Source organism: Microbacterium sp. ER1 (assembly GCF_023383675.1).
Taxonomy (GTDB): Bacteria; Actinomycetota; Actinomycetes; order Actinomycetales; family Microbacteriaceae; genus Microbacterium.
The window spans coordinates 123,014-149,848 of record NZ_QCXO01000135.1; the positions used below are offsets into that span (position 1 = coordinate 123,014).

Below are 26,835 nucleotides of genomic sequence, written 5' to 3' on the forward strand. Positions count from 1 at the left end.
TTTCAGTGCGCGACCCCGAAGCGGGCAGATCGCTGTACGCCGCTCGCGAACGACGGAGGATTGCTGTGGAACGACCGCGCGCAGGGAAGCTCGGACTCGGGGTCTGGGCGCTGGTGGTCGCGCTCGCGGCGCTCGCCGTCCTCACGTTCCTGCCCTCGCCGTACGTCATCCAGCGCCCTGGTCCCGTGTACGACACCCTCGGCACCGCGAAGAACGCGGACGGCGAGCAGGTCCCGCTCATCAGCGTGGAGGGGACGGAGACCTACGAGACGGGCGGAACGCTCGACCTCACCACCGTCCAGGTCGTCGGCAACCGGGAGCGCACGCCGAGCTGGTTCGAGCTCGCCCTCGCCTGGATGGACGCGTCGCGGGCCGTCGTGCCGCTGGACGCGGTCTTCCCCGAGGGCGTCACCACCGAGCAGCGGGACGAGCGCAACGCGATGCTCATGGTCGACTCGCAGCACGAGGCGACGGCCGCCGCGCTGAACGAGCTCGGCTACGACACGGGAGCCGAGGTCGTCGTGGTCGATGCGGTCGAAGGGTCGCCGGCCGACGGTCTGCTCCAGGCGGACGACGTGATCACCGCGATCGACGGCACGCCCGTGACCTCGGCCACCGCGCTGCGCGAGGCCATCCAGGAGGCGGGCGGCGATCCGGTCGCGCTCACGGTGCGCCGCGACGGCGACGAGCAGACCGTGGAGATCACGCCAGAGGAGCAGACCCAGGACGGCACGACGACGTGGCTGATCGGCATCACGCTGCGCACGGACTACGACTTCGAGGTCGACGTCACGATCCAGCTCGACAACGTCGGCGGCCCCAGCGCGGGGATGATGTTCGCTCTCGGGATCATCGACACCCTGACGCCGGGCGAGCTGAACGGCGGCAAGGAGGTCGCGGGTACGGGGACGATCGACGCCGAGGGGACCGTCGGGCCGATCGGAGGCATCCGCCAGAAGCTCTACGGCGCCCGCGACGCCGGTGCGGACTACTTCCTCGCCCCGGAGGCGAACTGCGACGAGGTCGTGGGGCACGTTCCGGACGGCCTGCAGGTCATCCGCACCGCGACCCTCGACGAATCGCTCGCGGCGCTGGAGGTCATCGCCGAGGACGGCGACGTCGACGCGCTGCCGACCTGCGACGTCCCGGCCACCTGACCCGGCGCGGGTCGTGACCCCGCCGTGACCGGTGTGACAGCCCGCCCACAGCGAGCGGTGCCTAGGATGGAAGGGTGACCTCGACCCCAGCCCAGCCCCCGGCCACGCCTCGAACCTCCCGACGCATCCTCGGAATCTCCCTGGTGATCATCGCCGCGCTCATCGCGGCGTTCTTCGTCTTCGCGTCGCTCTACACCGAATTCCTCTGGTTCGACCAGGTCGGGTTCACCGGCGTGCTCACCACGCAGTGGATCGCGACGGCGGTGATGTTCGTCGTCGGCTTCCTCGGCATGGCCGTGCCGCTGTTCGTCGTCATCCAGCTCGCGTACCGGCTCCGCCCGGTCTACGTCCGGCTGAGCTCGCAGCTCGACCGCTACCAGGAGGTCATCGAGCCGCTGCGGCGCCTGGCGATGTGGGGCATGCCCATCTTCTTCGGCCTCTTCGCGGGGTTCGCGGCAGCGGGCAACTGGAAGACCGTGTGGCTGTGGGCCAACGGCGTCGCCACCGGTGAGGTCGACCCGCAGTTCAAGGTCGACACCGGCTTCTACATGTTCGCGATGCCGTTCTACTCGATCCTCCTCGCGTTCGTCTCGGCGGTCCTGCTGCTCAGCCTCCTCGTCACCGCACTCGTGTCCTACCTCTACGGCTCGGTGCGCGTCGGCCAGGGCGAGCTGCGCATCTCCAAGCCGGCCCGCATCCAGCTCGCGGTCATCGCGGGTCTCTACCTGCTCGTGCAGGCGGCGAGCCTGTGGCTGGACCGCTACAAGACCCTCGTCGAGCCGGACGACCGCATCACGGGTGCCGCCTACACCGGCGCCAACGCGACCATCCCCGGCCTCGGCATCCTCGCGATCATCGCCGCCGTCGTCGCCATCCTCTTCTTCGTCACGGCCGTCATCGGCCGCTGGCGCTTCCCGCTCGCGGCGACCGCGCTGCTGATCGTGGCCTCGCTCGTCATCGGCATCGGCTACCCGTGGGTGGTCACCACCTTCCAGGTCAAGCCGAACCAGAACGCCTACCAGGCCGAGTACTACCAGCGGAACATCGACGGCACGAAGGAGGCCTACGGCGTCGCCGACCTGGAGACCACGGCCTTCGAGGCCGAGACCGACGCCGAGGCGGGGCAGCTCCGCGCCGACGCCGAGACCACCGCGTCGATCCGCATCATGGACCCGAAGGTCATCCCGCCGACGGTCCGTCAGCTTGAGCAGTACCGCGGCTACTACCAGTTCCAGACGACCATGGACGTCGACCGCTACGAGATCGACGGCGTGAAGCAGGACACCGTCGTCTCCGTCCGTGACCTCGACATGTCGGGCCTCGGCGACGGCGACAACTGGAACAACCGCGTCGCGGTCTACACGCACGGCTACGGCCTCGTCGCCGCGGCGGGCAACCAGCGCACGACCGACGGCGAGCCCGTCTTCCTCGAGCGCGGCATCCCGACCTCGGGCTTCCTGTCCGAGCAGGGCGACTTCGAGCCGCGGGTCTACTTCGGCGAGAACTCCCCGGAGTACTCCATCGTGGGCGCCCCCGAGGGGGCCGACCCGGTCGAGATCGACTACCCGCGGGGCAAGGACGGCTCGAGCGAGACGAAGACGACGTTCTCCGGGAACGGCGGGCCGAAGATCGGCGACAGCTTCACCAAGCTGCTCTACGCGCTCAAGTTCCAGTCGGAGCAGATCCTGTTCTCGAACCTCGTCAACGAGGACTCCCAGATCCTCTACGACCGCGACCCGAAGACCCGCGTGCAGAAGGTCGCGCCGTACCTCGAGCTCGACAGCGACCCGTACCCGAGCGTCGTGGACGGCCGCATCGTCTGGATCGTGGACGGCTACACGACGAGCTCGACCTACCCGTACTCGACGAGCGTGAGCCTGTCCGACGCGATCGCCGACTCGAACGTGCCGACGCCGTCGCTCGCGATCGACGACATCAACTACATCCGCAACTCGGTCAAGGCCACGGTCGACGCCTACGACGGCTCGGTCACGCTGTACGCCTGGGACGAGGAGGACCCGGTCCTGAAGACCTGGCAGAAGGTCTACCCGTCCACCCTCAAGCCGATCAGCGAGATGTCCGGCGAGCTCATGAGCCACGTCCGGTACCCGACCGATCTGTTCAAGGTGCAGCGCGACATCCTCGGCATCTACCACGTCGACAAGGCCGGCTCGTTCGCCCAGCAGGACAACCGCTGGCAGACGCCGAACGACCCGCGCAGCGACGCGATGCTGCAGCCGCCGTACTACCTGACCATGCAGATGCCGGGTCAGGACGAACCGCGGTTCTCGATGTTCTCCACGTTCATCCCGGCCTCCCAGGGCGCGGGTGGCAGCCGTGACGTGCTGATGGGCTACCTCGCCGTCGACTCCGATGCCGGCGCCGAGAAGGGCGTGAAGGCCGAGGGGTACGGGCAGCTGCGCATGCTCGAGATCGACACCGACACCACGGTGCCCGGTCCCGGTCAGGTGCAGAACACCTACAACTCCGACACGGCCGTGGTCCCGCAGCTCAACCTGCTCCAGCAGGGGGAGTCCGAGGTCATCTACGGCAACCTGCTGACCCTGCCCGTCGGTGGCGGTCTGCTCTACGTCCAGCCGGTCTACGTGCAGTCGTCCGAGGGGACGCAGCTGCCGCGTCTGCAGAAGGTGCTCGTCGCCTTCGGTGACCGGGTGGCCTTCGAGAACACGCTCACCGAGGCGCTGGACACGCTGTTCGGCGGCGACTCCGGAGCGACCGGTGGTGACGACGAGGTCGAACCCACCGATCCGGGCACGACCGATCCCGACACCGGCGAGACGCCGACCACGCCGACGCCGACGGACGAGCAGGCCGATGCCCTGGCGAAGGCGCAGCAGGCGCTGCTCGACCGCCAGGCGGCTCTCGCCGAGGGCGACCTGGAGAAGTTCGGCGAGGCGGACAAGCGCCTCACCGCGGCCGTCGAGAAGCTCCTGGAGCTGGAGGCCGCCGCGGGAGAGTGATCCTCCCACGCACACGAAAGGGCACCCCCACGGGGTGCCCTTTCGCATTCCCGGAACTCGCGGTGCGCCGGAAGCCGGTCCGCCGCACCAGGCGCTCGCGCGAGATCAGGCGACAGCCTGCACGCGAGCCTGATTCCGCGCGGGTGCCTGCGTCCGCGGGCGGCGCGGCGGGACAGGCGTTCTCGCGGCATCAGGCGGGCGCGCGCGGTCAGGCGCCCTCTGGGCAGGAAGCCTGAACGGGCGCGAGTGCCTGAGCCGGCGGAGGGTTTTGTCCGGGACGGACCGTCGCGCGGGGAGGGGGTGGCATGGGAGGGTGGAGGGGAACAGGGAGGGTGCCGTGGCTGAGCGCATCGTTGTGGGAGTGGTGGACACGTCGGCGGGACGACGAGCACTGGAATGGGCCGCGCACCGCGCCCGGTCGCGGAAGGCCTCGCTGCTCCTCGCGAGCGTCGTCGGGGGAGCGGTCGGCGCCGTCGGGGAGGGCCCTGTGGTCGACGCTGCGATCGCGGCGGCGCGGAGTCTGCTGGAGGAGCACGCGGAGACGCTGAAGTATCAGGGCCTGGACGTCGACCTCGTCGTGCTCCGCGGCGACCCGGTCCGCCAGCTCGTCTCGACCACCGCGGGCGCGAACCTCCTCGTGATCGGCAGCGACTTCCGTCCCGATGACGCGGACAGTCCCCGGCGCGGGGCCCACGGGGTGCGCGTCGTCGCCGACTCCTCCTGCCCCGTCGTGGTGATCCCCGACATCGAGACGAGCGACCGTCGCGGTGTCGTCGTCGGGGTGGACGGGTCTCCGATCTCGGAAGCCGCCGTCGCGTTTGCCGCTGCCGAAGCCGACCGTCTCGGCGAGCCCCTCGTCGCGGTGACGGTATGGACTCCCGTCCCGCTCCCGCGCGGAGCGAGGGCGTACCCCGAGCAGTACCTCTCCTCGATGCAGGAGCTGTCCGAGGAGACCCTCGCCGTCGCTCTCGGCGGATTGCGCTCGACCTATCCGGATCTCGAGATCCAGCCCCGGGTCGAACGCGGATATCCGTCCGAAGTCATCAACCGCGCCGCCGCCACCGCGAGCCTCGCCGTGGTCGGCTCGCACGGGCGGGGCGCGGTCGCCCGCTTCCTGCTCGGCTCCATCAGCCACGAAGTGCTCGCCGCGCTCGTGGCGCCCACCGCCGTCGTCCGCTGACCGGAGGCCTAGAGCGGGCTGGTCAGCACCTCGTGGAGCACGCGTCGGCTGTCGTCGCCGCCCGGCCCTGACCCGTCGGAGAGAGTCACTAGGGCCTTCCAGAGTGCCCAGCCGCGAGCCCGTCGCCAGGTCGCGGCATCCAGGTCGACGGCGTCGCGGAACGCATCCCGCGCGTCCCCGTCGAAGTACGTCCATGCCATGACGAGGTCGCAGGCCGGATCGCCGACGCCGCAGGTGCCGAAGTCGATCATCGCCGACAGGCGGCCGTCGCTGACGAGCAGGTTGCCGACGGCGACGTCGCCGTGGAACCAGACCGGCGAGGACTCCCACGCGCTGCTCGTCGCGTCGAGCCAGACGCTCCGGCAGAGTTCCGCGTCCAGGGTGCCGTCCAGCCGCTGGAGTGCGGCGTGGACCTCATCGCTGTAGACGCTCGGATGCGAACCGCGGAAGAACGAGTGCCGGCCGGCGGCCCACCCCGCGTGCACGCGGAGAGACCTCAGGACGCGGAGGAGGCCCCCGAGATCCGCGGCGAGGCGAGCGCGATCGATCCCCGTGGCGTGGTCGACGGTGTCGCCGTCGAGCCACCGGCGGATCGACCACGGCAACGGATAACCTCGACCGGGTTCCCCCAGCGCCACGACGGAGGGAACCGCGACGGGGAGCCTTCCGTCGAGGAACTCGAGCGCCCTGCTCTCCTTCTGCACGGCCGCGGCGTAGGCCTCGGCACGAGGAAGTCGCACCGACAACTCGTCACCGAGACGGAACGTCCTGTTGTCCCACCCCTGACGCGCCACGGCGCGGACGGGAAGGTGCGCCCAGCGGGGGAACTGCTCCGCGACGAGGTCGGCGACGAGCCGCTCATCGATGTCGACCGGTCGGTTCACCCCTCGATACTCGCAGAGCTCGGCTCCCGCCACATGCGAAAGGCCCTCCGGCCTGGGATTTCTCCCGGCCAGAGGGCCTTTCATTTGTTGCGGGGACAGGATTTGAACCTGCGACCTCCGGGTTATGAGCCCGGCGAGCTACCGAACTGCTCCACCCCGCGCCACAAGAGATAACTTATCACGGATCCGGGGAGCCGTCGAATCGAGCGCGGCGGCAGCGGGTGCGAGAGGATGGCGTCATGTCTGAGAACACCGCCGTGCCCGTCGCCGTGTGCCAGTTCGCCCCCACGGATTCCCGCGAGGCCAACCGGGAACGGATCGCGGAGCTGGCGACGGAGGCCGCGCGCCTCGGGGCGAAGCTGATCGTGTTCCCCGAGTACTCGAGCTACTTCGTCGACCCGATGGACGAACGCCTCGCGGCGAATGCGGAGGGTCTCGACGGCGAGTTCGTGACCGGGCTGATCGGTCTGGCCGCGGAGCTCGCCGTCGTCATCGTCGCGGGCGTCACGGAGAGGGCCTCGGACGAGGGGCGCGTGCGCAACAGCGTCGTCGCCGTGCGCGGCGACGGCATCCTCGCGGTCTACCGGAAGCAGCACCTCTACGACGCGTTCGGGCAGACCGAGTCGGACTGGGTGGAGCCGGGGGAGATCGGCGAGCCCGCGGTGTTCGAGGTCGGCGGACTGCGCTTCGGGCTGATGACCTGCTACGACCTGCGGTTCCCCGAGCTGTCGCGGCTTCTCGCGGTCGCCGGTGCCGATGCGCTCGTGGTGCCCGCGGAGTGGGTGCGCGGACCGCTCAAGGAGCAGCACTGGACCACCCTGCTCGCCGCGCGGGCCATCGAGAACACGGTGTTCGTGATCGCCGCCGACCACCCGGCGCCGATCGGCGTGGGCCACTCGCGCATCGTCGACCCGCAGGGCGTCGTCCGCGCCGGCATCGGCTCCGAGCCCGGAGTGGCCCTCGGCGTGGTCGACGGCGCGGCGATCGCGCGCGTCCGTGCGACCAATCCCTCGCTGCGGGCCCGCCGCTACGCTGTGGTGCCGCGCTGACCGGACCCGCTCACGGGTTCAGGCCGGCGAGGCGCGCCGCCGCCTCCTCGAGGACATCGATGCGCTTGCACGCCGCGAAACGCACGAGCCCCGCGTACGCCGAGCGCTGCGCGGGGGACACGAAGGCAGTGAGCGGGATCGCGACGACGCCGGCCCGGTCAGGAAGCGTGCGGCAGAAGGCCGCCGCATCGGCGCCGCCGAGCGCCGTCGCATCGGCCACAGTGAAGTAGCCGCCCTGCGGTGCGTGGACCGTGAAGCCGGCGGCGCGGAGACCGTCGCCGAGGATCGCGTGCTTGCGGGCGAGCACGGCGGCCGCGTCCGTGAAGAACGCGTCGTCGAGGCGGAGCCCGACGGCGACGGCGGGCTGGAAGGGGGCGCCGTTGACGTAGGTGAGGTACTGCTTGACGGTCAGGACGGCCGTGATGAGTGCGGCGGGGCCGTGCATCCAGCCGATCTTCCACCCCGTGGTCGAGAAGGTCTTCCCCGCCGATGAGATGGTGAGCGTCCGCTCCGCGGCACCGGGCAGGGTGGCGATCGGGACGTGCGGGGCGTCGAAGGTGAGGTGCTCGTACACCTCGTCGGTGACGATCACGGCGTCGTGCCGCGCGGCCAGGCGCACCACCTCGCGGCGCACCTCCTCGTCGAAGACGGCTCCGGTGGGGTTGTGCGGGTCGTTGACGAGGATGATCCTGGTCCGGTCCGTGACGGCCTCCGCCAGCTGATCCAGGTCGGGCTGGAACCCGGGCGCCCGCAGGGGCACCGTCCGGAGCCGGGCACCCGCGAGCGCCACCGCGGCGGCGTACGAGTCGTAGTAGGGCTCGAAGACGACGACCTCGTCCTCCGACCCGTCGATCAGGGCGAGCAGGGTCGCGGTGAGGGCCTCGGTGGCGCCGGCCGTCACGATGACCTCGGTGCCCGGGTCCACCTCGAGTCCGTAGAACCGCCGCTGGTGCTCTGCGATGGCCGTCAGGAGGTCGGGGAACCCGCGTCCCGGCGGGTACTGGTTGACCCCGTCGGCGATCGCGGCGCGTGCGGCGTCGAGCACCGCCTCCGGGCCGTCCTCGTCCGGGAAGCCCTGCCCCAGGTTGATGGCTCCGGTCCTGACCGCCGCGGCGGACATCTCTGCGAAGATGGTGGGCGCGACGGTTCCGTCCGCGTCGAGCAGACCGGCACCGGCCGCCGTGCGACGCCATGCGCCGGGGATGACACTCATGAAGAACAGGCTAAGGCCATAGCGGAAACTCACGCTGGGCATAAGGAACGCACAGGGATGCGGGGCATCCTGGAGGGGCGTTGAAGGAGCACACCATGAACCAGGACAACCCGCAGGACCGCCCGGCACCGGCGTCGGACGACGCCGTGTCGGCCGGACACACCCCCCAGACCCCTCAGACCCCCGAGGCCGCGCCGAGCGCGCCGTCTCCGGCCGCCGACGGCACCCCTGTGACGGGCGCTCCGGCCGCTTCCGCCCCGGTCGCCCCGCAGGGCCACCACATGCCGCCGACGTTCGCGTCGCACGCCGCCGGCACCCCGACCGTGGCACCCGTGCCGCACGGGCTGGCCGCGCCCGGTCCCGCCGCGGCGGGCGTCCCCGGCGCCGCATTCGGCGTCCCGGCGCAGGACACCCGGTCGCTCGACGGCACCGTGCCGCCGGCCGAGCAGGCCCCCGCGGCCACGAAGGAGAAGTCGCGCGGCGGCACCCGCGTGGCGGCGTTCATCGTCGCGGCCGCCCTCGTCGGCGGCGTCGCCGGATTCGGCGGCGGCGCCCTGCTCACCGGGCTGCAGGACTCCCCGTCCTCCGGCACCGCTCAGGGCCCGCAGACCGTCACCGTCAACAACCCCGGCTCGGTCAACGAGACCACTGCCGTCGCGACCGAGGCCCTGCCCTCCGTCGTCACCATCGAGGTGGCCGGATCGCAGGAGGCCGGCAGCGGCTCGGGCGTCATCATCAGCAAGGACGGCTACGTCCTCACCAACACCCACGTGGTCACCCTCGGTGGGGCGGCGGCCGATCCGACGATCCGCGTCACGACCTCCGACGGCCGTATCTACGACGCCACCGTGGTCGGCACGGACCCGATCTACGACCTCGCGGTGATCAAGCTCACCGACGCCGAGGGCCTCACGCCGATCGAGTTCGCGGACTCGTCGAAGCTCAACGTCGGCGACACCGCCGTCGCGCTCGGCGCCCCGCTAGGCCTGGCGAACTCGGTCACCACAGGCATCGTGAGCGCGCTGAACCGCAGCATCCAGATCGCCTCGTCCGCGCTTCCCGACTCCTCCTCCGAGGACGCCCCGCAGCAGCAGGCGCCGGAGGACGGGCAGAGCGAAGGGCCGTTCCAGTTCGATCTGCCCGGGAACAGCGGGCAGCAGGCCACCGAGTCGATCTCGATCGCCGTGATCCAGACGGATGCCGCGATCAACCACGGCAACTCGGGCGGCGCCCTCGTCAACAGCAAGGGCGAGCTGATCGGCATCAACGTCGCCATCGCGAGCTCGGGCAGCTCCGAGGAGTCGGGCTCGATCGGCATCGGCTTCGCCATCCCGTCCAACATCGCCAAGCGCGTCGCGGACGAGATCATCGCCGACGGCGCGGCCACCCACGGTCTGCTCGGCGCATCGGTCCGCGATGCCTCCGGCGTCGAGGGCGCGACCGAGGCCGGTGCGTACATCGCCGAGGTCACCGACGGGGGCGCGGCCGCGGCCGCGGGTCTCCAGGCCGGCGACGTCGTGACGAACTTCAACGGGGTGCCGATCACGAGCGCGACCGACCTGACCGCTCAGGTCCGCGCGGCGGCGGCCGACAGCACGGCCGACGTGACCTACGTCCGTAACGGCAAGCAGAGTCAGATCGAGGTGACGCTCGGCACGCTCGCCGGCTGATCGCCCCGTCAGAGAAGGACGCCACCCGCGCGATAGGCTCGCCGGGTGGCGTCCTTCTCTTTCGGCACCGGCAACGCGGCCAAGCTGCTCCGGATCCCGCTGTACGCCCTCGGTCGCCTGGGCACCCTCGTCGTGCCGCGCGGCCGGCGCTGGGTCTTCGGCTGCGGCGCCGGCGTCGGCGACGGCGCTCTCGCCCTGCACCGGTATGCGGCAGCGGAGGGGCACGACACCCTCTGGCTGACCGGGTCGGCGCGCGAAGCGGCCGACGCCGAGGCCCTCGGCCTGCGGACCGTCCCGCGGGGCGGCCTCCGCGGCTGGTGGGCCACCGCCCGCGCCGGCGTGCTGGTCGTGACGCACGGCCTCGGCGACGTGAACCGCTACGGCAACGGCGGTGCTTTCGTCGTGCAGCTCTGGCACGGCATCCCGCTCAAGCGCATCGGACTCGACTCCCCGGCCACGACGCAGGTGCCTGCCGTCCCCGGCGCCCCGATTCTGCGGCGCCTCGTCGGGCTGCTGTACCGCGGCGCCGCGCAACGGATCCGCGTGCTCCCCGCGGCGTCGCACCGGGCCAGGGCACGCCTCGAGTCCGCGTTCGGACTGAGCGACGACCGGGTCGTGGTCACGGGGGAGCCGCGCGTCGACGTGCTGTCGATCGGCGCACCCCAGGAACGCCGCGCCCACGCACGGGCTCTGCTCGCCGAGGCCGTGGGTGCGATCGGCGACGCCGACCGCGTCGTGCTCTATGCCCCGACGTGGCGGGACGGCGCCCCCGACCCGTCCGTGCCGACGGCCGAGGAATGGATGCGGATCATCCGGGTGCTGGAGGAGCACGACGCCGTCCTGCTCGTGCGCTCTCATCCGCTCGGCGACGGCAGCTACGCGCCGCCCCTGCCGACGACACGGGTGCGGGCGCTGCCCAGCATGGTCGTCAGCGATGTCACGCCGCTCCTTCCTGCCGTCGACATCCTCATCACCGACTACTCCTCGCTCGCCTACGACGTGGGCCTCCTCGCCATGCCGGTCGTCTTCCTCGCGCCGGATGTGGCGGAGTACGCCCGGACCCGCGGTTTCTACGGCCGCTTCGAGGAGGTCGCCGCGTCGGGCGTCGCGACCGGGTGGGAGCCCGCACTCGCGCGGCTGGCATCGCTGCTGGGCGACGCGGCCGCGTTCGACGAGGCCGCCGGGCGTTCCGCTACGCTCAGCGCGGAGATGCACGCGTTCCGCGACGGCCAGAACACCCGTCGGGTGTACCGCGCGATCCGTGCGCGGGGGGTCCCCGCGCCGAAGGGAGCAGAATGACGACGGCCCGCATCGATGACACGGCACAGGCGCTGGTCATCGCAGGGACCGGGGAGCGTCCGACGAGCGCCGAGCTCATCGGGCCGCGAGCGCGGGTGGAAGCCCGCCTCACCGGCGGGGGAAAGACCTGGAAGGCGACGTTCGCGCTCCGTGCGTCGCGATGGGGCGGTCCGGAGCTGCCTCTGCCATCCGGGGAGTACGAACTGCGCATCGAGGGCGTCGATCTGACGGCCCTCCGTCTCGCGCCGGTCGTGCTCCCGGGCGTGCGGATCGCCGTCGACGGCGCCGTCGCCCGCATCGGCGCTCCCCTCGACCCGGTGTACGACACGGCGGAGGGACGCTCCACGCTCGAGGAGCGGTACGTGGCGCAGGCCGGCGGCACGGAGAACGCCGTATTCTTCGAGAGCTTCTACGGCCGGAGCGTGGGCTGCAACCCGCGCGCCATCGACCGGGAACTCGCCCGGCGCGCCCCGCAGGTCCGCCGATACTGGAGCGTCGTGGACCTGTCGGTCGAGGTGCCGGACGGCGCGATCGCGGTGATCGAGGGCAGCCCGGAATGGTGGCGTGCTCGCGGCGCCGCGCGGCTCCTGATCGTGAACGACTGGATGCGGCGCCGCTTCGTGCGCAAGCCGGGGCAGAAGGTGCTGCAGACCTGGCACGGCACGCCTCTCAAGCGCCTGGCCCTGCACCGTCCCGGCTTCGACCCCCGCCGGATGGCGGCGGTGGTCAAGGAGTCGCGGCGGTGGGATGTGCTTCTGGCGCAGAACGCGTACGCCGCACGAATCCTCCGCAAGGCCTACGCGTTCTTCGGGCGGCCGATCTGGATCGATGGCTATCCGCGCAACGATGCGCTGCGCACGGGGGACCCGGTCGCGGTGCGCGCGGCGCTCGGCATCGGGGCGGACGAGCGCGTCCTGCTCTACGCGCCGACCTGGCGGGACGACCGGGCGGAGATGGTCGACTTCGTCGATCCCGAGCTCCTGGCGCGGCAGACGAACGCGGTCGTGCTGGTGCGCGGTCACTCGCGCACGCTGGGGGAGGGCAGGGACCGTGCCGGCGCGCGGGTGATCGACGTGACCGGCTACCCCGAGACGTCGCAGCTCCTGCTCGCCGCCGACGCCCTCGTCACGGACTACTCCTCCGTCATGTTCGACTTCTCCGTCACCGGCAAGCCGATGTACTTCCTCGTGCCCGACCTCGACCACTACCGCGGCCAGCTCCGGGGCTTCTACTTCGACCTGGCGGAGCGGGCACCCGGCCCTCTGGTCCGCACCCAGGACGAGCTCGTGGCGGCGATGGCGGACGAGGGCCACCGGGAGCGCTACGCGGAGCGCTACGCCGCCTGGCAGCGGCAGTTCAACGCGCTCGACGACGGCCGGGCCGCGCAGCGGGTGGTCGATCGGATCCTCGACCTCGGATTCGTCACGCCGTAGTCGTCGGAGGTCAGGGCAGCGGGGTGTTGCGCGTGCCGAGCCGGGACGCGTCCACGGTGTCGCCGGCTCCGCGCAGCACGCCCCCGAGGAAGCCCAGGCCCCACGAGAGGTGCATGGTGGGCAGCACGAGCAGCGTCCACAGGCGCTGCCGCACGCCGCCCCCGCCCGGGGCGAGGGCCACGCCGATCACGAGCAGCACGTAGAGCGCGAGCGGGAGGTAGACCAGGCCCGAGGCGATAAGGGAGACCGTGCCGGACACGACCCCGGTGAGCTGCAGGATGCCGAGCACGACGGCGAGCACGACGAACAGCAGGAGCACCGGCGGGGCGAAGTAGCGCAGACCGTTGCGGCGCCCGAAGCGGCGCACCAGCTCTCCTCGCCAGGCCCCCGTCGCGCGGAACTGCCTGGCCAGTCGCAGCCAGCTCTCCCGGGGCCAGTAGGTCACCGCCAGCTCGGGGTCGAACCATACGCGGTGACCGGCCTGACGGATGCGCAGGTTCAGCTCCCAGTCCTCGCCGCGGCGGATCGACTCGTCGAAGAGACCGACCTCGTCGAGGACCTCTCGTCTCATCACACCGAGGTAGGCCGACTCGGCCTCGCCCTCGACCCGGCCGCCGTGATACGCGCCGCCGCCGAGGCCGACGGGGGAGTTGTACAGCCGGGCGACGGCCTTCTGGAACGGGGTGCGGCCCTCCGCGTGCATGACGCCGCCGACGTTGGCTGCTCCCGTGCGCTGCAGGGTCTGCAGGGCACGGGCGGCGTATCCGGGGGCGAGCTCCGAGTGCGCATCGACCCGGATGACGGTGCGGTAGCGGCTGGCCCGGATCGCGGCGTTGAGCCCGACGGGGATGTGCGCGGCGGGATTGTCCACCAGCCGGATCCGGTCGTCGGCGGCCGCGAGGCGGCGGGCGAGGTCGGTGGTGCCGTCCGACGACGGTCCCAGCGCGAGGACGAGCTCGGTCGGAACCCCCACCTCCTGGGCCAGCACCGAGGCGACGGCGTGCTCCAGGTAGGCGCGTTCGTTCAGCACCGGCATCACGAAGGACACCCCGGTGACGGGGGCGGGGGATCCGTTGGCTGGCACACGTCGATCATGTCACGCGCGCCTCCCCGCGCTCTCCCAGGCGGAGCATCGGGACCCCGGGGCGCCCAGGGGGACGACAGCGGGACGAACTATCCTGGAGGGATGGGTGCACTGTCTGACGCGAAGAAGGCCTATCGGCTCCTGCGACGGGCGCTCGCGTCCCGGTCCGCGGTGCAGCGCGTCCGTCGCCGCCTCGCGGCCCAGGAGCCCTATCCCGCCGATCATTTCCGGGTCGCGGTGTACTTCGCCGACGGCGCGGTGAACATGTACCAGATGCGCCAGTGGTACCGCCCGCTCGCCGCGCTCGCGGAGCGCTGGCCCGTCGTGGTGCTGGCCCGCCAGGCGACCGGAGCGGAGAAGCTCCTCGAGGAGGACGCGCCGCCCGTCGCCTTCGTGCCGACCGTGCGCGATCTCGAGCGGTTCCTCGCCACGCAGGACATCCGCGTCGTGCTGTACGTCAACCAGAACACCCGCAACTTCCAGATGTTCCGCTACGGCCGCCGCTGGCACGTGTTCATCAACCACGGCGAGTCCGACAAGATGTACATGACCACGAACCAGTACAAGGCGTACGACTACGCCTTCGTGGCCGGGCAGGCCGCCAGGGACCGCCTCTCGCGCACGCTGTGGGACTACGACGTGGAGCGCCGCACGATCGAGATCGGCCGTCCGCAGGCGGATCACTACTCGGGCTCCCTGCCGTACACCCCGGACGACCGCCTCGTCGTGCTCTATGCGCCGACCTGGGAGGGGGACCGCCCGAGCGCCCACTACGGCTCGATCGCGTCGCACGGCGAGCGGCTCGTCGCCCGGCTGCTGGAGACCGGTCGTCACCGGGTGATCTACCGCCCGCATCCGCGGAGCGGCGTCGTCGACGACGCCTACGGGGCCGCCCACCGCCGGATCATCGCCGCCATCGCCGCAGCGAACGCGGCCGATCCCGCCGCTCAGCACGTGTACGACGACGGTGCGGAGCTGGGATGGCAGCTCGCGGCCGCCGACGTCGCCGTGGTCGACATCTCCGCGATGGTCTACGACCGGCTCGCGGCCGGGAAGCCGCTCATGATCACGCGCCCGGTCGACGACCGTGCGGCCGTCGACACCACCGGCTACCTCTCGGACTGCGAATGGCTGACCGCGGAGTCTGCGGACGACATCGTCGCCGAGCTCGAGCGCGTCCGGGCCGACGAGGCGGCGGTCGCCCGCCTGCAGATGTGGGTCCGCCACTACTTCGGGGACACGACGCCGGGGGTCGCCACGGAGAAGTTCCACGCCGCCGTCGACGGGCTCATGGCGGAGTGGGAGCGCTGGCGCGACCGCGAGATCGGCGCCGTCCGCGGCGACGAGGACGACGATGACGACGAGGCGGACGACGAGGACGTATGAGCACCGGGTTCCCGCGCGCCGCCGCGCTCGCACCGCGTCTCGAGGTCCTCGACGCGACCGGATCGACGAATGCCGACCTCCGCGCGAAGGCGCACGACGCTCGCGCCTGGCCGCACCTCTCCGTCCTCCTCACCCGTGACCAGACGGCGGGACGGGGGCGCCTCGACCGCCGCTGGACCGCTCCGGCGGGCACCGCGCTCGCGGTGTCGGTGCTCCTGCGCGACCTCCCGACGGATCCCCGCGCCCGGGGATGGATCCCGCTCGCAGCCGGTGAGGCGATGACGGCCGCTGTCGCCGCGCAGCTCCCGGATGCCGAGGTGGCGCTCAAGTGGCCGAACGACGTGCTCGTCGACGGGCGCAAGATCTGCGGGATCCTCGCCGAGGCGGGCCCGGACGCGGTCATCGTGGGGGCGGGGGTCAACACGGCCATGGCGGCCGCCGAGCTCCCGGTGCCGACGGCCACGTCGTTCGCGGTGCACGACGTCGTCGCCGACGAGGACGCGCTGCTGCACGACTATCTCGGTGCGCTCGACGGGCACCTGCGCGCGCTCGCCGCCGCGGGAAGCGCGGTCACGAGCGGGCTGCGCGAGGCGGTGACGGCACGCTGCGCCACGATCGGACAGGCCGTGCGGGTGTCCCTCCCCGGCGGACGGATCCTCGAGGGCATGGCCGTCGGCATCGATGCGGAGGGGCGCCTGCTCGTCGCCGCGGAGGGGACCGCGCAGGCCGTCTCCGCGGGCGACGTCGTGCACGTGCTCCCCGCGTGACGCGGGGACACGCCGCCCCGCGGACGGCGTTGTCCGCGATCCCGGGCACAATGGGGGTGTGACCCAGCCCGTGACGCTCGGCGGAAGACCGCTGATGCCGCCGCCCGGCACCCCCGCCGAGGAGCTGCTCATCGCGCGCTTCCGCAGCCACGCGCGTCGCCTCTTCTGGTCTGCGCTGGTGCTCATCGCGGTCTTCGGGGTCACCGCGTACTTCTACGGCAACCTGCCGGCCGGGTTCGAGGACTGGATGCTGCTCGCCGCCGCCGGCCTCGTCGTCCTCGTGGCCGTCGTGATCCCGTTCATCGTCTGGTACTCGCGGACGACGACGATCACCACCCGTCGTGTGATCGCGGCGCAGGGGCTGGGTTCGCGGCATCGCCGGGAGATGTCCCACGCGCGCGGCTACACGATCGGCGTGCGCCGCGGTCCGCTCCAGCGGATGTGGGGCTGCGGCACGATCACGCTCTCCAACGGCGTCGACGCCCCGCTGCGCCTCGTCAACGTGCCCAACGTCACCCTCGTGCACGAGACGCTGGCCGACCAGATCGAGGTCGGCCAGATCCTGGCCCACCGCGACGCCCAGGCGAGTGGCGACGACCTGTCCTGACCCGCCGGGGGCGTCCCCGGTGCCCGAGCGTTTCCGGTGCCCTCGCGCGTGCGGAAGAATGGGCATGACGAATGGAGGCGGCACATGGCGCTGCGCGTGGGCGTGATCGGCGGAGGACAGCTGGCACGGATGATGATCGCTCCGGCGGTCGAGCTCGGACTCGATCTGCGGGTCCTCGCCGAGGAGGAGGGGATGGCCGCGGGGCTGGCCGCCACGGCGGTCGGCGACTACCGCGATCTCGAGACCGTTCGTGCCTTCGCGGCCGACGTCGACGTCATCACCTTCGACCACGAGCACGTGCCGCAGGAGGTCCTGCGCGCCCTCGTCGCCGAGGGCGTCGCCGTGCATCCGGGTCCGGACGCCCTCCAGTTCGCGCAGGACAAGCTCGTCATGCGCGCGCGCCTGGCGGAGCTCGGCGTGCCTCAGCCGGAGTGGGCACCGGTCCGTTCGGCAGAGGAGCTGCAGCGCTTCCTCGACGACCACGACGGTGCGGCCGTGGTGAAGACGCCGCGCGGCGGCTACGACGGCAAGGGCGTGCGCGTCGTGCGTTCCGCCGCCGAGGCGCAGGACTGGCTGGACGCGCTGGACGACACCGACGCGCTTCTCGCCGAGGAGCTCGTGCCGTTCGTCCGCGAGCTCGCCCAGCAGGTCGCACGGCGCCCCGGGGGAGAGATGATCTCCTATCCGGTCGTGGAGACCGTGCAGCGCGACGGCGTCTGCGCCGAGGTCATCGCCCCGGCCCCCGCCGCCACCGACCGGCTCGCCGACGTCGCCGAGGACATCGGGCGTCGCATCGCCGAGGGTCTCGGCGTGACCGGCATGCTCGCGGTGGAGCTCTTCGAGACCGAGGACGAGCGCATCCTCGTGAACGAGCTCGCGATGCGTCCGCACAACAGCGGCCACTGGAGCCAGGACGGCGCGATCACGGGGCAGTTCGAGCAGCATCTCCGGGCCGTGGCCGATCTGCCGCTGGGGAACACCCAGCCGCGCGCCGCCTGGTCCGTGATGGTGAACATCCTCGGCGGTCCTGCGGAGGGCACCCTGGGGGATCGCTTCGAGGCGGCGATGACCGCGCACCCGGACGCGAAGATCCACACCTACGGCAAGGCCCCTCGTCCCGGCCGCAAGGTCGGGCATGTCAACGTCGCCGGGGACGACCTCGACGATGCGGTGTACGAGGCCAGGGCCGCGGCGGCCGCATTCGACTGAGTCGGCGGCAGGACACGGGAAAAGACGTGTGCCGCTCGGGGATTCTCCCGGCGCGAGACCGTAGCCTGATCTGGTGACCGAGCCACTGCACTCCTCCGCCGCCCCGTTGGTCGGCGTCGTCATGGGATCCGATTCCGACTGGCGCGTCATGAGCGACGCCTCCCAGGCGCTCACCGACTTCGGGATCCCGCACGAGGTCGAGGTGGTCTCCGCCCACCGCACGCCGGACAAGCTCATGTCGTACGCACGGGAGGCCCGGTCCCGCGGGCTGCGCGTCATCATCGCCGGCGCCGGCGGTGCCGCCCATCTGCCCGGCATGCTCGCGTCCATGACAGCGCTGCCCGTCGTCGGGGTGCCTGTGCCGCTGGCGTACCTGGACGGCATGGACTCGCTCCTCTCGATCGTGCAGATGCCCGCAGGGATCCCGGTCGCGACGGTCTCCATCGGCGGCGCCCGCAACGCCGGTCTGCTCGCGGCCCGGATCCTCGGTGCCGCGGACGACGAGCTCGCCGACCGCGTCGAGGCCTACGCCGCCGACCTCGAGGCGCAGGTCGAGGAGAAGAACGATCGGCTGAAGGGCTCGCTGTGACCCTTGCGCCCCCGCGCGCGACGCGGCGCCCGCTCATCGAGACGCGGCCGCTGCGGCACCCCGACTCCGGCGATGCCCGGCTCATGTCGAAACGCGCCTGGTGGCTCGTCGGGCTCAACGTCCTGCTCCCGGGCTCGGCCCAGGTCCTGGCCGGGAACCGCCGTCTGGGGCGGTTCGGTCTCGGGGTCACCCTGACCACGTGGGTCCTCGCGATCGTCGCCCTCGGCCTCGCGTTGTTCGCGCGCCCCGTCTTCCTCTGGCTCGCGATCGGGGGCGGCCTCGTGTCCGCCGCGCTCCTGACTCTCGTGCAGGTGCTGCTCGTCGGCGTCGTGGTCCTCTGGATCGTCCTCACCTTCGACACGCTCCGACTCGTCCGGCTCGTGAAGGTCCCCGCCCCGTCGCGCTTCCTGCTCCCGGTCGTCGCCCTCGTCCTGCTCGGACTGGTCGGCGGCGTCACGGGGTACGCGGCGACGGCGGTGGGCTCCGTGCGTGGCAGCGTCGGTGCCATCTTCGGGCAGAGCGGCCCGAGCCTGCCGCCGAGCGACGGGTACTACAACATCCTCCTGCTCGGTGCGGACAGCGGTGACGGGCGCGACTCGATGCGATTCGACAGCATCTCGGTGGTCTCCGTGAACGCCGAGACGGGCGCGGTCACCATCACCGGCATCCCGCGCGAGCTCCCGCACGCCCCGTTCAGCGACGGCAGCCCGATGCAGGAGCTCTATCCGGACGGGTTCCAGGGCTTCGCGTCGTCGTCCTGCGGCTGGAACGGCTGGATGAACCACGTCCGGAATGCCGCCGAGGTGTGCCGCGAGGACAAGGGGACCGGGCTCTACCCCGGGGCGGACGCCGCCGGCTCGGCGCCCGGCATCGAGGCGACCAAGGACGCCGCGGAAGGGGTGCTCGGCATCGAGATCCCGTACTACGTGTTCGTCGACATGCACGGCTTCGCCGACCTCGTCGACGCTCTGGGCGGTGTCGACATCACGGTCACGGAGCGCCTGCCCAAGGGTGGGCCGCCCGACGGGTGGTCCGGGACCGACGTCAACGAGTGGGCCATCGGCTGGATCGAGCCGGGGGCGCAGCACATGGACGGCGACACGGCGCAGTGGTACGCCCGCTCGCGCTACACGACCAGCGACTGGGACCGCATGAAGCGGCAGCGGGAGCTGCAGGAGGCGATCCTCGCCCAGTTCACTCCGCAGACCGTCCTCACGCGGTTCAACGAGGTGGCGGCCGCGGGGACGGCGCTCATCAGCACCGATCTCCCACAGGGCAAGCTGCCGGAGTTCTTCGATCTGATGCTCAAGGCGAAGGAGCAGCCGGTCCAGACCGTCGAGCTCACCCCCGAGAACGGTGTCGACGAGTTCGACCCGAACTACGACTTCATCCACGAGCTCATGCAGGAGAAGCTGCACCCGCCGACGGAGACGCCGACGCCCACTCCGTGAGACTGCCGCGGGCATGACGCAGCCCACGGATGATGTTCCCGGGAACATCACCCGTGGGGGTCCGGTTCATGACCGGATTCGCCAGACGACGGTGATCGGAGGGGGAGGGATCACCGTCGTCCAGCCGACCACCGCACGAGGCGGCAGCCAGGCTCAGGCGCGCGTGCTGCGCGCGGCTCAGGCGCGCTTGCGGCGCGCGGCTCCGACGGCGACGAGGGCACCACCGGCGACCAGAGCGACGGCTCCACCGCCGAGGACCCACGGCGACACCGATCCGCCGGTGAGGGCGAGTTCCATGCCCCCGCCGGTGAGCGGAAGCTCGGTGCCGGCCGGCGCGGCCACCCCCGGATCGTGGTCGCAGCTCGATGCGGCCGTGTTCCCGTGCGAGACCGTGACCATGGCGGTGTACGGTCGCGAACCGGCGAAGTCGAGGGCGTAGGCCCCCTGTCCGTCGGACGGCGGGCGGAACGTCACGGTCAGGCTGCCGTCGGAAGCGGCGGTGTTGCCCGAGATGGCGGCGGCGCCGGCGTTCTGGCCGGACACGGACACGCCTACGGTCTCCGACGGCTCGAAGAACCCGGCGCCGAACGCGACGGTCGAGACCTCGCAGGTGTCGATGATCGCGTCACCCACCTTCGCGCTCGGCGGAGACGGGTACGAGTCGCTCGGCGCGGCAGAGGCGACGGTCGGCGCGGCCAGGATGAGCGCGCCAGCGGTAAGGCTGATGGCAGCCAGTTTCTTCAGCATGATTTCTCCCCAGAATTTCACGCGGAATCGCCTCCGGATACACCCCTGCATCCGACTGCGCGAGGCCCTCTGCCCCCACGGCAGGTTCACGGACCCCGGTTATTCCCCAGTGAGATGACAGTACCTCATCCGTCGGCGAATGTCACGAGCCGCAACGCAGGGTGTCGCGCGTCAGCTCCGGATCGACGATCAGCGGCGTGTGCCGCACCTCCGTCAGCCGTTCTCCCGCGCCCTCGCCCTGGAACTCCACCGTGATGGTCGTGGACTCTCCCGGGGCGAGTAGCACCTCGTGCTGCACGACGGCCCGGTCCTGGATGGTCGTCGTCTGGACGCCCTCCTCGGCGCCGTCGCGATCGATGTGCGAAGGCAGGGCGCCCTGGGGACCGTAGACGGCGATCAGGGTGCGCACGCTCCCCGCGGGCACCCCGTAGACGCCGTCGCCCGTGACGTACGGTGGCAGGGAGGTGGCGGCATCGGCGGGTGCGGTGTTCGTCCAGGTCACGCGCACCTGCGTCGTCGGCGCCCCGGCGCACGTCCCCACCGCCGTCGCGATGGACGCGCGGGTGTAGTAGTCCATCTTCCCGCCGGTGCCGTCGTTGAAGAGCACGCCCACGGCCGCGGCGTCGGCGTCGTCCTGGGGGAGTGTGCCGCCCAGGGCGCTCGCTGCAAGGAGCTCCTCCTCCGGCTCGTGCGCGCTCCAGATCCGGACGCGTCCTTCCCCCGCGGCGTCCGCGAGAGCGCGGACGAGGTCCTGAGGCTTCGCGTTCGACAGCGCGGCCGCGAAGAGCCCACCGGCGGCCTGCGCGAAGATGTCGTCCTGGACGGCGGGATCGGGGACCGCGGCGTAGATCTCCGAGAGCAGGATGTCGGTCACGGTGTCCGCCGTCGCGGTGAAGGGGCCGAACGTCAGGTCGCCGGTGGCGCGCATGAGATGCGCCGCCACCAGCGCGTCCACGGCGATCACGCCGTCGACCTTCCCACCGAACCGGCCCTCCCACCGGGCGGCGATGGTCTCGCCGGCCTCGCGGAAGTCCGGGATGCTCGTGATGTTCTGCAGATAGCGTCCTGGGCGGTCCTCGAAGAGCGCGACGGTGCTGTCGCTGAGGGGCAGTGCGGTGTCCAGCGGGGGGAAGTCGCGCGTGGAGGCCTGCTGCTGCAGCGTGATCCTGCCGTTCTCGGCGCGCAGCAGCGCGATGGAGCCGACGATCCCGCCCGACGACCGCAGCTCGGCATTGTTCTGCATCGCGAGCACGTAGGTGCGCGGTCCGTCGCCGCCCAGCATCGTGGGCAGGAGCACGGATGCGCCGTGCAGGGCGCCCACGGCCGTCGCGGCCTGGGTGACCGCGCCCCGCATCTCCCGGACGGCGTCGGCCAGGGGCGGGAGTGTGGCGTCGGCGTCGATCCGCCGCGCCCGGTCCTCCGCCGAGGTCAGAGCCGCGCTCGCCGTGCCGAGCGGTTCCTCGATCTCCGCGAAGGGGGCGAGGTCGATCGCGCCGCCCGAGAAGCCGAGACTGGAGAGGTCGACCGCGTCGGCGACGTCGAGCAGCGGGTCCAGCGCGTCGGTGGAGACGTCGTCCGCGATCACGGCGACCTCGCTCACCGCGCGGAAGTTCGGTCCGATCCAGGGGAGGACGCCGAACGCCTGCCAGATCGGGTCCCCGGTGAGAGACCGGGCCGACTCCGCGTGGTGGGAGATGCGTCCGGCGATGGGCCCGGCGGCGTCGAGATCGCCGGCGGCGATCGCCTGCTTGAGCTGTGTCGTCCCCTTCGAGATCTGCTGCAGGTTGTCCACCGCACCGATGCCGCGCACGGCCACCCAGCCGAGAGCCAGGACGAGCAGCGTGATGAGGAGGCCGATGGTCCACCCGATCCACCGGCGCCGGACGGGAAGTCGACCATCGCTCACCCTGGCATTCAAGCACGCCGGCGGCATCCGGCGAGAGCCTCATTCTGTGGGAACGCTGAGTACCGCCCCGGGAAGGTGATGCGCTCCCCGCCGGGCCGGGGTCGCGCGGTTAGCCTGATCCCATGGGTGCTCGGCTGCGTGTTGTTCTGGATCAGCTCGTGCATGTCGTCGATCCCGACCAGGCGTCGGCGTCGCGCGATCTCGCCGTCGGCCTCGTCCAGACGGCGCCGCCGAACTGCACGGTCGACGCGATCGTGCCCGCGGGCGCGGAGGTCGGGATCCGCGGGATCGGCGAGGTGCGCACGCTCGCGGTCGGGCGGCGGGAGCTCGCGGCGTCCTGGCAGCTCGGCATCGCTCCCGGCGTCGGCGGCGGTCTCATCCACGCGCCGACGCTGCTGGCCCCGCTGGTCCGCCATGACCGCGTGCACGACAACGACCAGACGACGGTCACACTGTGGGACCTGCGCGCGTGGGAGGCGCCGTCCCAGCTGTCCCGCGGCGCGGTCGCCTGGCACCGGGGGATGCTGCGGCGCGCGGTGAAGCACGCGGACGCCGTTGTCGTGCCCTCCCACTCGATGGCCGAGAAGCTCTCGGGGCTCGCGAAGCTCGGCGACCGCGTCCGCGTGATCGCCGGCGCGCCCGCGCAGGATCTGGTGGTCCCCGCCGCCGCGCCCGCGCACCGAGACGACCTCGGCCTCCCCGCGGACTACCTCGTGCTGTCCGGCCCGGAAGACGGTCTGGCCGCCGGCTTCCGCGGGGCCGTCGCCGCCGGCCTCGATGCCGTGGTGATCGGCGCGGCGGAGGGGAGTGAGCCGCGCATCGCCGAGATCGCCGCCGCCGCCGGACTGCCGGAGCGGCGTGCGCATGTCCGCGGCGCGCTCGATGTCGCCGATCGGGCCGCGGTGCTGTCCGCCGCTCGGGTGTACGTCGCCACCGACGCCGTCTCCGGGTGGCCGTGGCGGGCGGTGGAGGCGATGACCCTCGGTGTTCCCGTCGTGGCGACCGAGTCCGGGTGCCACCGCGACGTGATCGCGGACGGCGGTGTGGTGGTCGAGGAGCACGTGCTCCCGGATGCGGTCGCGGACGCCGCAGGAGACGGAGCCGCGCGCCTCCGGGTGCTCGCCGCCGATCGCTCGCGGGCGTTCTCCTGGGCGAGCGCGGCGGAGCGCGTCTGGAGCCTGCACGCCGAGCTGTGAGCGGCTGGGAGCCAGCTTCGTAAACGCGCGACACGCCGACGAGAGGTCGCCCTTTTCGTGCAACGGTGGCATCATCCTGCAACTTCCGTCACACTGGTCACATGTCTCGACGTGCCCCACGCTCTCGAAACACCGCGAAGGTCACCCGCCTTCTCACCTGTTTCCTCGCCGTCTCCGCCCTGGTCCTCGGCACGGTGGTCCCCGCCACCGCGGCCTCCGCCGCCACGACCGCCGTGCCCGCTTCCGCGAGCACCGGCCGCATCTCGGGCGACCCCGTGACCGCGGGCATAGCGAAGAGCACGCTCGCCGGGTTCAACGCCGGCAACATCATCAGCGACGCCGTGTTCACCAACAAGAGCACGATGACCGAGGCGCAGATCCAGAGCTTCTTCAACAGCAAGGTCTCCCGGTGCCTCGGCGGCCGGGACGAGAACAACGAGCCGATCGTCTGTCTCAAGGACTTCCGCATGAACACGGTGTCCCGCCCGGGCGACCAGTACTGCAGCGGATACTCGGGCGCGGCGAACGAGTCCGCGGCGCGGATCATCTACCGCGTCGCGCAGGCCTGCAACATCAACCCGCAGGTGCTCATCGTGATGCTCCAGAAGGAGCAGGGCCTGATCACCCACACGTGGCCGAGCGCCTGGCGCTACCGGATCGCGCTGGGTCAGGGCTGCCCGGACACCGCGCCCTGCGACCCGAACTTCATCGGCTTCTTCCACCAGATCTACGGTGCCGCCCGGCAGATGCAGATCTACATGGAGGGCAAGTGGTTCCAGTGGTATGCGCCGGGCCGCACCTGGAACATCCTCTACAACCCCAACCGCTCGTGCGGTTCGTCGCCCGTCTACGTGGCCAACAAGGCGACGTCGGCCCTGTACTACTACACGCCGTACCAGCCCAACGCGGCAGCGCTCCGGGCCGGGTACGGAACCGGTGACGGGTGCTCGGCCTATGGCAACCGCAACTTCTACAACTACTTCACCGACTGGTTCGGATCCACGCAGAACCCCACGTCCATGCAGGGCCTCGTCAAGGTCGGCACCGCCGTGTGGCTGCTCTCCGGGACCAACCGGTACCACCTGACCGCCGAGGCGTACCCCGAGTACAAGGCCGTCTTCGGTGCGCCGGTCGTCGTGACGCAGTCGGTTCTGGACAAGTTCAAGGAGGGGCCGCGGGGCTCGTTCTACGTGCGCAATGCGTCCACAGGCGTCGTGGCGTTCCTGAGCGGCAATCAGACGCACCGTTTCCCGAGTTGCGCGCTGGTCGAGACCTGGGGAGGGGCGTGCGGGGCGTCCCTCGTCCAGCTCACGCCGGCACTCTTCACGAAGTTCCAGGCCGGAGCGGAGATGTCCGCGTTCGGCCGCTGGGATGCCGGGGGGCGAATCCACCAGGTGGATGGGGGAACGGCCTACCCCGTCTTCGGCGACGCGGCCGCGCGGAGCCTCAACGGCGGCAAGACGCCGTTCGCCGCGGTCTTCCCCTCGGCCGTGAAGTCGAAGCTCCGCGTCGCGGACCGCACCCGGTTCGGCGCCGGCCTCTTCATCCGCGAGAAGGGCGACTCGCGCGTCTGGCTCGCGGACGCGCAGTCCGGTGTCCTCTACCACCTGCCGTCGTGGGCGACAGCGCGCGAGCTGGGTCTCGCGGCCGTCACCACCAGCGTGGTCTCCCGGGCGGACCTCGCGAACTATCGCGAAGGCTCGCCACTCGGTCTGATCTACACCTGCGGCGGGAAGAACTACCTCCTCGGTGAGGGGAAGCTCCGGCAGTACGTCGGCACGCCACCGGCGGGATTCGGAGTCACCGGCCTGGATGCCGCTAACTGCTCGGCTCTCCAGCTCACCGGCGGAAACGCGAACAAGGGCGTCTTCCTCCGCGTCCCGGGAGGGGCCGAGGTCTACCACGCCGTCGACGGCAAGGTGCGTCACATCGCGACGGTCAACCAGATGATCGATCTGAACGGGGGCGTCCGCCCGACCGTCAACCAGGTGTCGAAGGACTACTTCGCGACGCTGCCCCAGGCCTCCCGTTACCCGGCTCCGGGGACCGTGATGCGGGCGCAAGGCGCTTCCGAGGTCTGGTTCGTCGACGGTGCCCGTCTCCTGCGGCTTCCGTCGTGGTCGCTCGGGAACGAGCTCGGATACACCTCTCCCGCCGCCGTGCTGCCCGGCGACGCGACCCACGGGATGGAGCGCCGGGGCGACCTGCAGCCGTTCGTCCGTTGCGCCGACGGCCTGTACGTGATCGCGGGCGGGCGGAAGGTCGCCGTGACCGCGTCGGAGGTCGGAGAGGTGAAGGCCAGCGACCTGAGTCCGTCGGCGTGCGCGGCACTCGCATCCGGGGCGACCGTCAGCGGACGGCTCTTCCTCTCGGACGGAACGCGCACGTCGGTCTACACGGATGGCGGCTTCCTGCTGCTGCGCGACCAGGCGGCCGTGAACAGGGCGGCCGGGGGCGGGCCGGTCACCCCGGTCTCCGTCTCCGCCTCGTACCTGAGCTGGCTGCCGTCGCCGACGGGAATCCCCCAGGCAGGAGATGCGGTGCGCGCCGACGGGCAGTCGGAGGTGACACTCGTCGACGGCACGCGCCGCCTGCACGTCCCGAACTGGGGCGTCGGCGAAGACCTCGGCATCCGTGAGGGCTATCGCGTCGTCTCGGCACCGCTGTTGGCGAACCTGCCTCTCGACTCGACGCGCGTCGGCATCTTCGTCCTGTGCGAGGGCCGCACGTACGTGGCTGCACGCGGCGTGCTCTACCCCCTGGCACAGGCGGCTCTCGGAGGGTTCGTCCCGGTGAGTCTCACGGCGGAGACGTGTCGAACGATGCGGTTCGCGGAGGCGGCGCCCATCACGAGCCTTCGGCTCACGCAGGGCAACGGAGTGTTCTACGAGCCGGTCGGCGGGAAGCTGGTGTCGTCGTCCGCCACCACGGGGACGGTCCTCACCGTCGACGCCAGGACCATCGCGGGTATGCCGAAGTAGAGTCCGCGCCGCTGTGCGGCGCCCGGGGTCGTTTCAGGTGCCTCAG

The 26,835-nt window shown here is 71.5% G+C and carries 20 protein-coding genes and 1 tRNA gene; 15 read left to right on the forward strand and 6 right to left on the reverse strand.

Annotation, left to right across the window (positions count from 1 at the left end; genetic code table 11):
- The first annotated feature begins 65 nt into the window (after positions 1–65).
- The 3 genes from BV453_RS10100 to BV453_RS10110 all read left to right on the forward strand — a co-directional run bounded on the left by BV453_RS10100 (position 66) and on the right by BV453_RS10110 (position 5,318).
- Complete coding sequence (locus tag BV453_RS10100; RefSeq protein ID WP_085607056.1) at positions 66–1,157, forward strand: PDZ domain-containing protein; 1,092 nt, start codon at positions 66–68, stop codon at positions 1,155–1,157.
- Positions 1,158–1,231: 74 nt separating this feature from the next.
- A complete protein-coding gene (locus tag BV453_RS10105; RefSeq protein WP_025102983.1) occupies positions 1,232–4,138 on the forward strand; it encodes a UPF0182 family protein in 2,907 nt (968 codons plus the stop codon).
- A 337-nt stretch (positions 4,139–4,475) separates the two neighbouring features.
- Positions 4,476–5,318 carry a universal stress protein gene (locus tag BV453_RS10110; protein ID WP_249521512.1) on the forward strand — a complete coding sequence of 281 codons (843 nt, stop codon included), beginning with the start codon at positions 4,476–4,478 and terminating at the stop codon, positions 5,316–5,318.
- A gap of 8 nt (positions 5,319–5,326) precedes the next feature.
- Here BV453_RS10110 and BV453_RS10115 read toward each other — a convergent pair whose 3' ends face one another.
- Together BV453_RS10115 and BV453_RS10120 are read right to left on the reverse strand one after the other, a co-directional pair.
- Entirely contained in the window at positions 5,327–6,202 is an 876-nt protein-coding gene (locus tag BV453_RS10115) for an aminoglycoside phosphotransferase family protein (RefSeq protein WP_249521513.1), read from the reverse strand.
- A gap of 87 nt (positions 6,203–6,289) precedes the next feature.
- A tRNA-Met gene (locus BV453_RS10120) sits at positions 6,290–6,363 on the reverse strand.
- A gap of 78 nt (positions 6,364–6,441) precedes the next feature.
- Here BV453_RS10120 and BV453_RS10125 point away from each other — a divergent pair.
- The gene (locus BV453_RS10125) at positions 6,442–7,251 is read left to right on the forward strand and encodes a carbon-nitrogen hydrolase family protein (protein WP_029989311.1); all 810 of its coding nucleotides are present in this window, start codon (positions 6,442–6,444) and stop codon (positions 7,249–7,251) included.
- 10 nt (positions 7,252–7,261) lie between these two features.
- Here the strand turns inward: BV453_RS10125 and BV453_RS10130 are convergent, their stop codons facing one another.
- Positions 7,262–8,464 (reverse strand): aminotransferase class I/II-fold pyridoxal phosphate-dependent enzyme, encoded by a 1,203-nt coding sequence (locus BV453_RS10130; protein ID WP_085607380.1) that lies wholly within the window; start codon positions 8,462–8,464, stop codon positions 7,262–7,264.
- A gap of 95 nt (positions 8,465–8,559) precedes the next feature.
- On the opposite strand from BV453_RS10130, the gene BV453_RS10135 reads away from it, so the two are divergent.
- From BV453_RS10135 to BV453_RS10145, 3 genes are read left to right on the forward strand one after another with little or no spacing between them, the layout of a single operon-like run.
- Positions 8,560–10,134 carry a S1C family serine protease gene (locus BV453_RS10135; RefSeq protein WP_085607064.1) on the forward strand — a complete coding sequence of 525 codons (1,575 nt, stop codon included), beginning with the start codon at positions 8,560–8,562 and terminating at the stop codon, positions 10,132–10,134.
- Positions 10,135–10,179: 45 nt separating this feature from the next.
- Positions 10,180–11,433: a CDP-glycerol glycerophosphotransferase family protein gene (locus BV453_RS10140; RefSeq protein ID WP_249521514.1), complete on the forward strand. Its 1,254-nt coding sequence runs from the start codon at positions 10,180–10,182 to the stop codon at positions 11,431–11,433.
- Positions 11,430–12,866, forward strand: a complete 1,437-nt coding sequence (locus BV453_RS10145; protein ID WP_249521515.1) for a CDP-glycerol glycerophosphotransferase family protein — start codon at positions 11,430–11,432, stop codon at positions 12,864–12,866. Before BV453_RS10140 ends, BV453_RS10145 begins: the two co-directional genes overlap by 4 nt.
- Positions 12,867–12,876: 10 nt before the next feature.
- Here BV453_RS10145 and BV453_RS10150 read toward each other — a convergent pair whose 3' ends face one another.
- Positions 12,877–13,902, reverse strand: coding sequence for a glycosyltransferase family 2 protein (locus BV453_RS10150; protein ID WP_249521548.1), 1,026 nt, complete (start codon positions 13,900–13,902; stop codon positions 12,877–12,879).
- 150 nt (positions 13,903–14,052) lie between these two features.
- Between BV453_RS10150 and BV453_RS10155 the strand changes: the two genes are divergently transcribed.
- From BV453_RS10155 to BV453_RS10180, 6 genes are all read left to right on the forward strand, one after another.
- Positions 14,053–15,336, forward strand: coding sequence for a CDP-glycerol glycerophosphotransferase family protein (locus BV453_RS10155; RefSeq protein WP_249521516.1), 1,284 nt, complete (start codon positions 14,053–14,055; stop codon positions 15,334–15,336).
- Entirely contained in the window at positions 15,333–16,103 is a 771-nt protein-coding gene (locus BV453_RS10160) for a biotin--[acetyl-CoA-carboxylase] ligase (protein ID WP_249521517.1), read from the forward strand. Before BV453_RS10155 ends, BV453_RS10160 begins: the two co-directional genes overlap by 4 nt.
- A gap of 58 nt (positions 16,104–16,161) precedes the next feature.
- Positions 16,162–16,710 (forward strand): PH domain-containing protein, encoded by a 549-nt coding sequence (locus BV453_RS10165; RefSeq protein WP_025102995.1) that lies wholly within the window; start codon positions 16,162–16,164, stop codon positions 16,708–16,710.
- 84 nt (positions 16,711–16,794) lie between these two features.
- Positions 16,795–17,919 carry a 5-(carboxyamino)imidazole ribonucleotide synthase gene (locus tag BV453_RS10170; protein ID WP_249521518.1) on the forward strand — a complete coding sequence of 375 codons (1,125 nt, stop codon included), beginning with the start codon at positions 16,795–16,797 and terminating at the stop codon, positions 17,917–17,919.
- 121 nt (positions 17,920–18,040) lie between these two features.
- Complete coding sequence (gene purE / locus BV453_RS10175; protein WP_025102997.1) at positions 18,041–18,508, forward strand: 5-(carboxyamino)imidazole ribonucleotide mutase; 468 nt, start codon at positions 18,041–18,043, stop codon at positions 18,506–18,508.
- Positions 18,505–19,959, forward strand: a complete 1,455-nt coding sequence (locus tag BV453_RS10180; protein WP_249521519.1) for an LCP family protein — start codon at positions 18,505–18,507, stop codon at positions 19,957–19,959. Before purE ends, BV453_RS10180 begins: the two co-directional genes overlap by 4 nt.
- A 177-nt stretch (positions 19,960–20,136) precedes the next feature.
- Here the strand turns inward: BV453_RS10180 and BV453_RS10185 are convergent, their stop codons facing one another.
- Together BV453_RS10185 and BV453_RS16750 are read right to left on the reverse strand one after the other, a co-directional pair.
- Positions 20,137–20,706 carry a hypothetical protein gene (locus tag BV453_RS10185; RefSeq protein WP_025102999.1) on the reverse strand — a complete coding sequence of 190 codons (570 nt, stop codon included), beginning with the start codon at positions 20,704–20,706 and terminating at the stop codon, positions 20,137–20,139.
- Between the two features lie 142 nt (positions 20,707–20,848).
- Positions 20,849–22,612, reverse strand: coding sequence for a DUF4012 domain-containing protein (locus tag BV453_RS16750; RefSeq protein ID WP_249521520.1), 1,764 nt, complete (start codon positions 22,610–22,612; stop codon positions 20,849–20,851).
- A gap of 122 nt (positions 22,613–22,734) precedes the next feature.
- Between BV453_RS16750 and BV453_RS10195 the strand changes: the two genes are divergently transcribed.
- The gene (locus tag BV453_RS10195; protein WP_249521521.1) at positions 22,735–23,808 is read left to right on the forward strand and encodes a glycosyltransferase; all 1,074 of its coding nucleotides are present in this window, start codon (positions 22,735–22,737) and stop codon (positions 23,806–23,808) included.
- 101 nt (positions 23,809–23,909) lie between these two features.
- Positions 23,910–26,789, forward strand: a complete 2,880-nt coding sequence (locus BV453_RS10200) for a hypothetical protein (protein WP_249521522.1) — start codon at positions 23,910–23,912, stop codon at positions 26,787–26,789.
- Positions 26,790–26,835 lie beyond the last annotated feature (46 nt).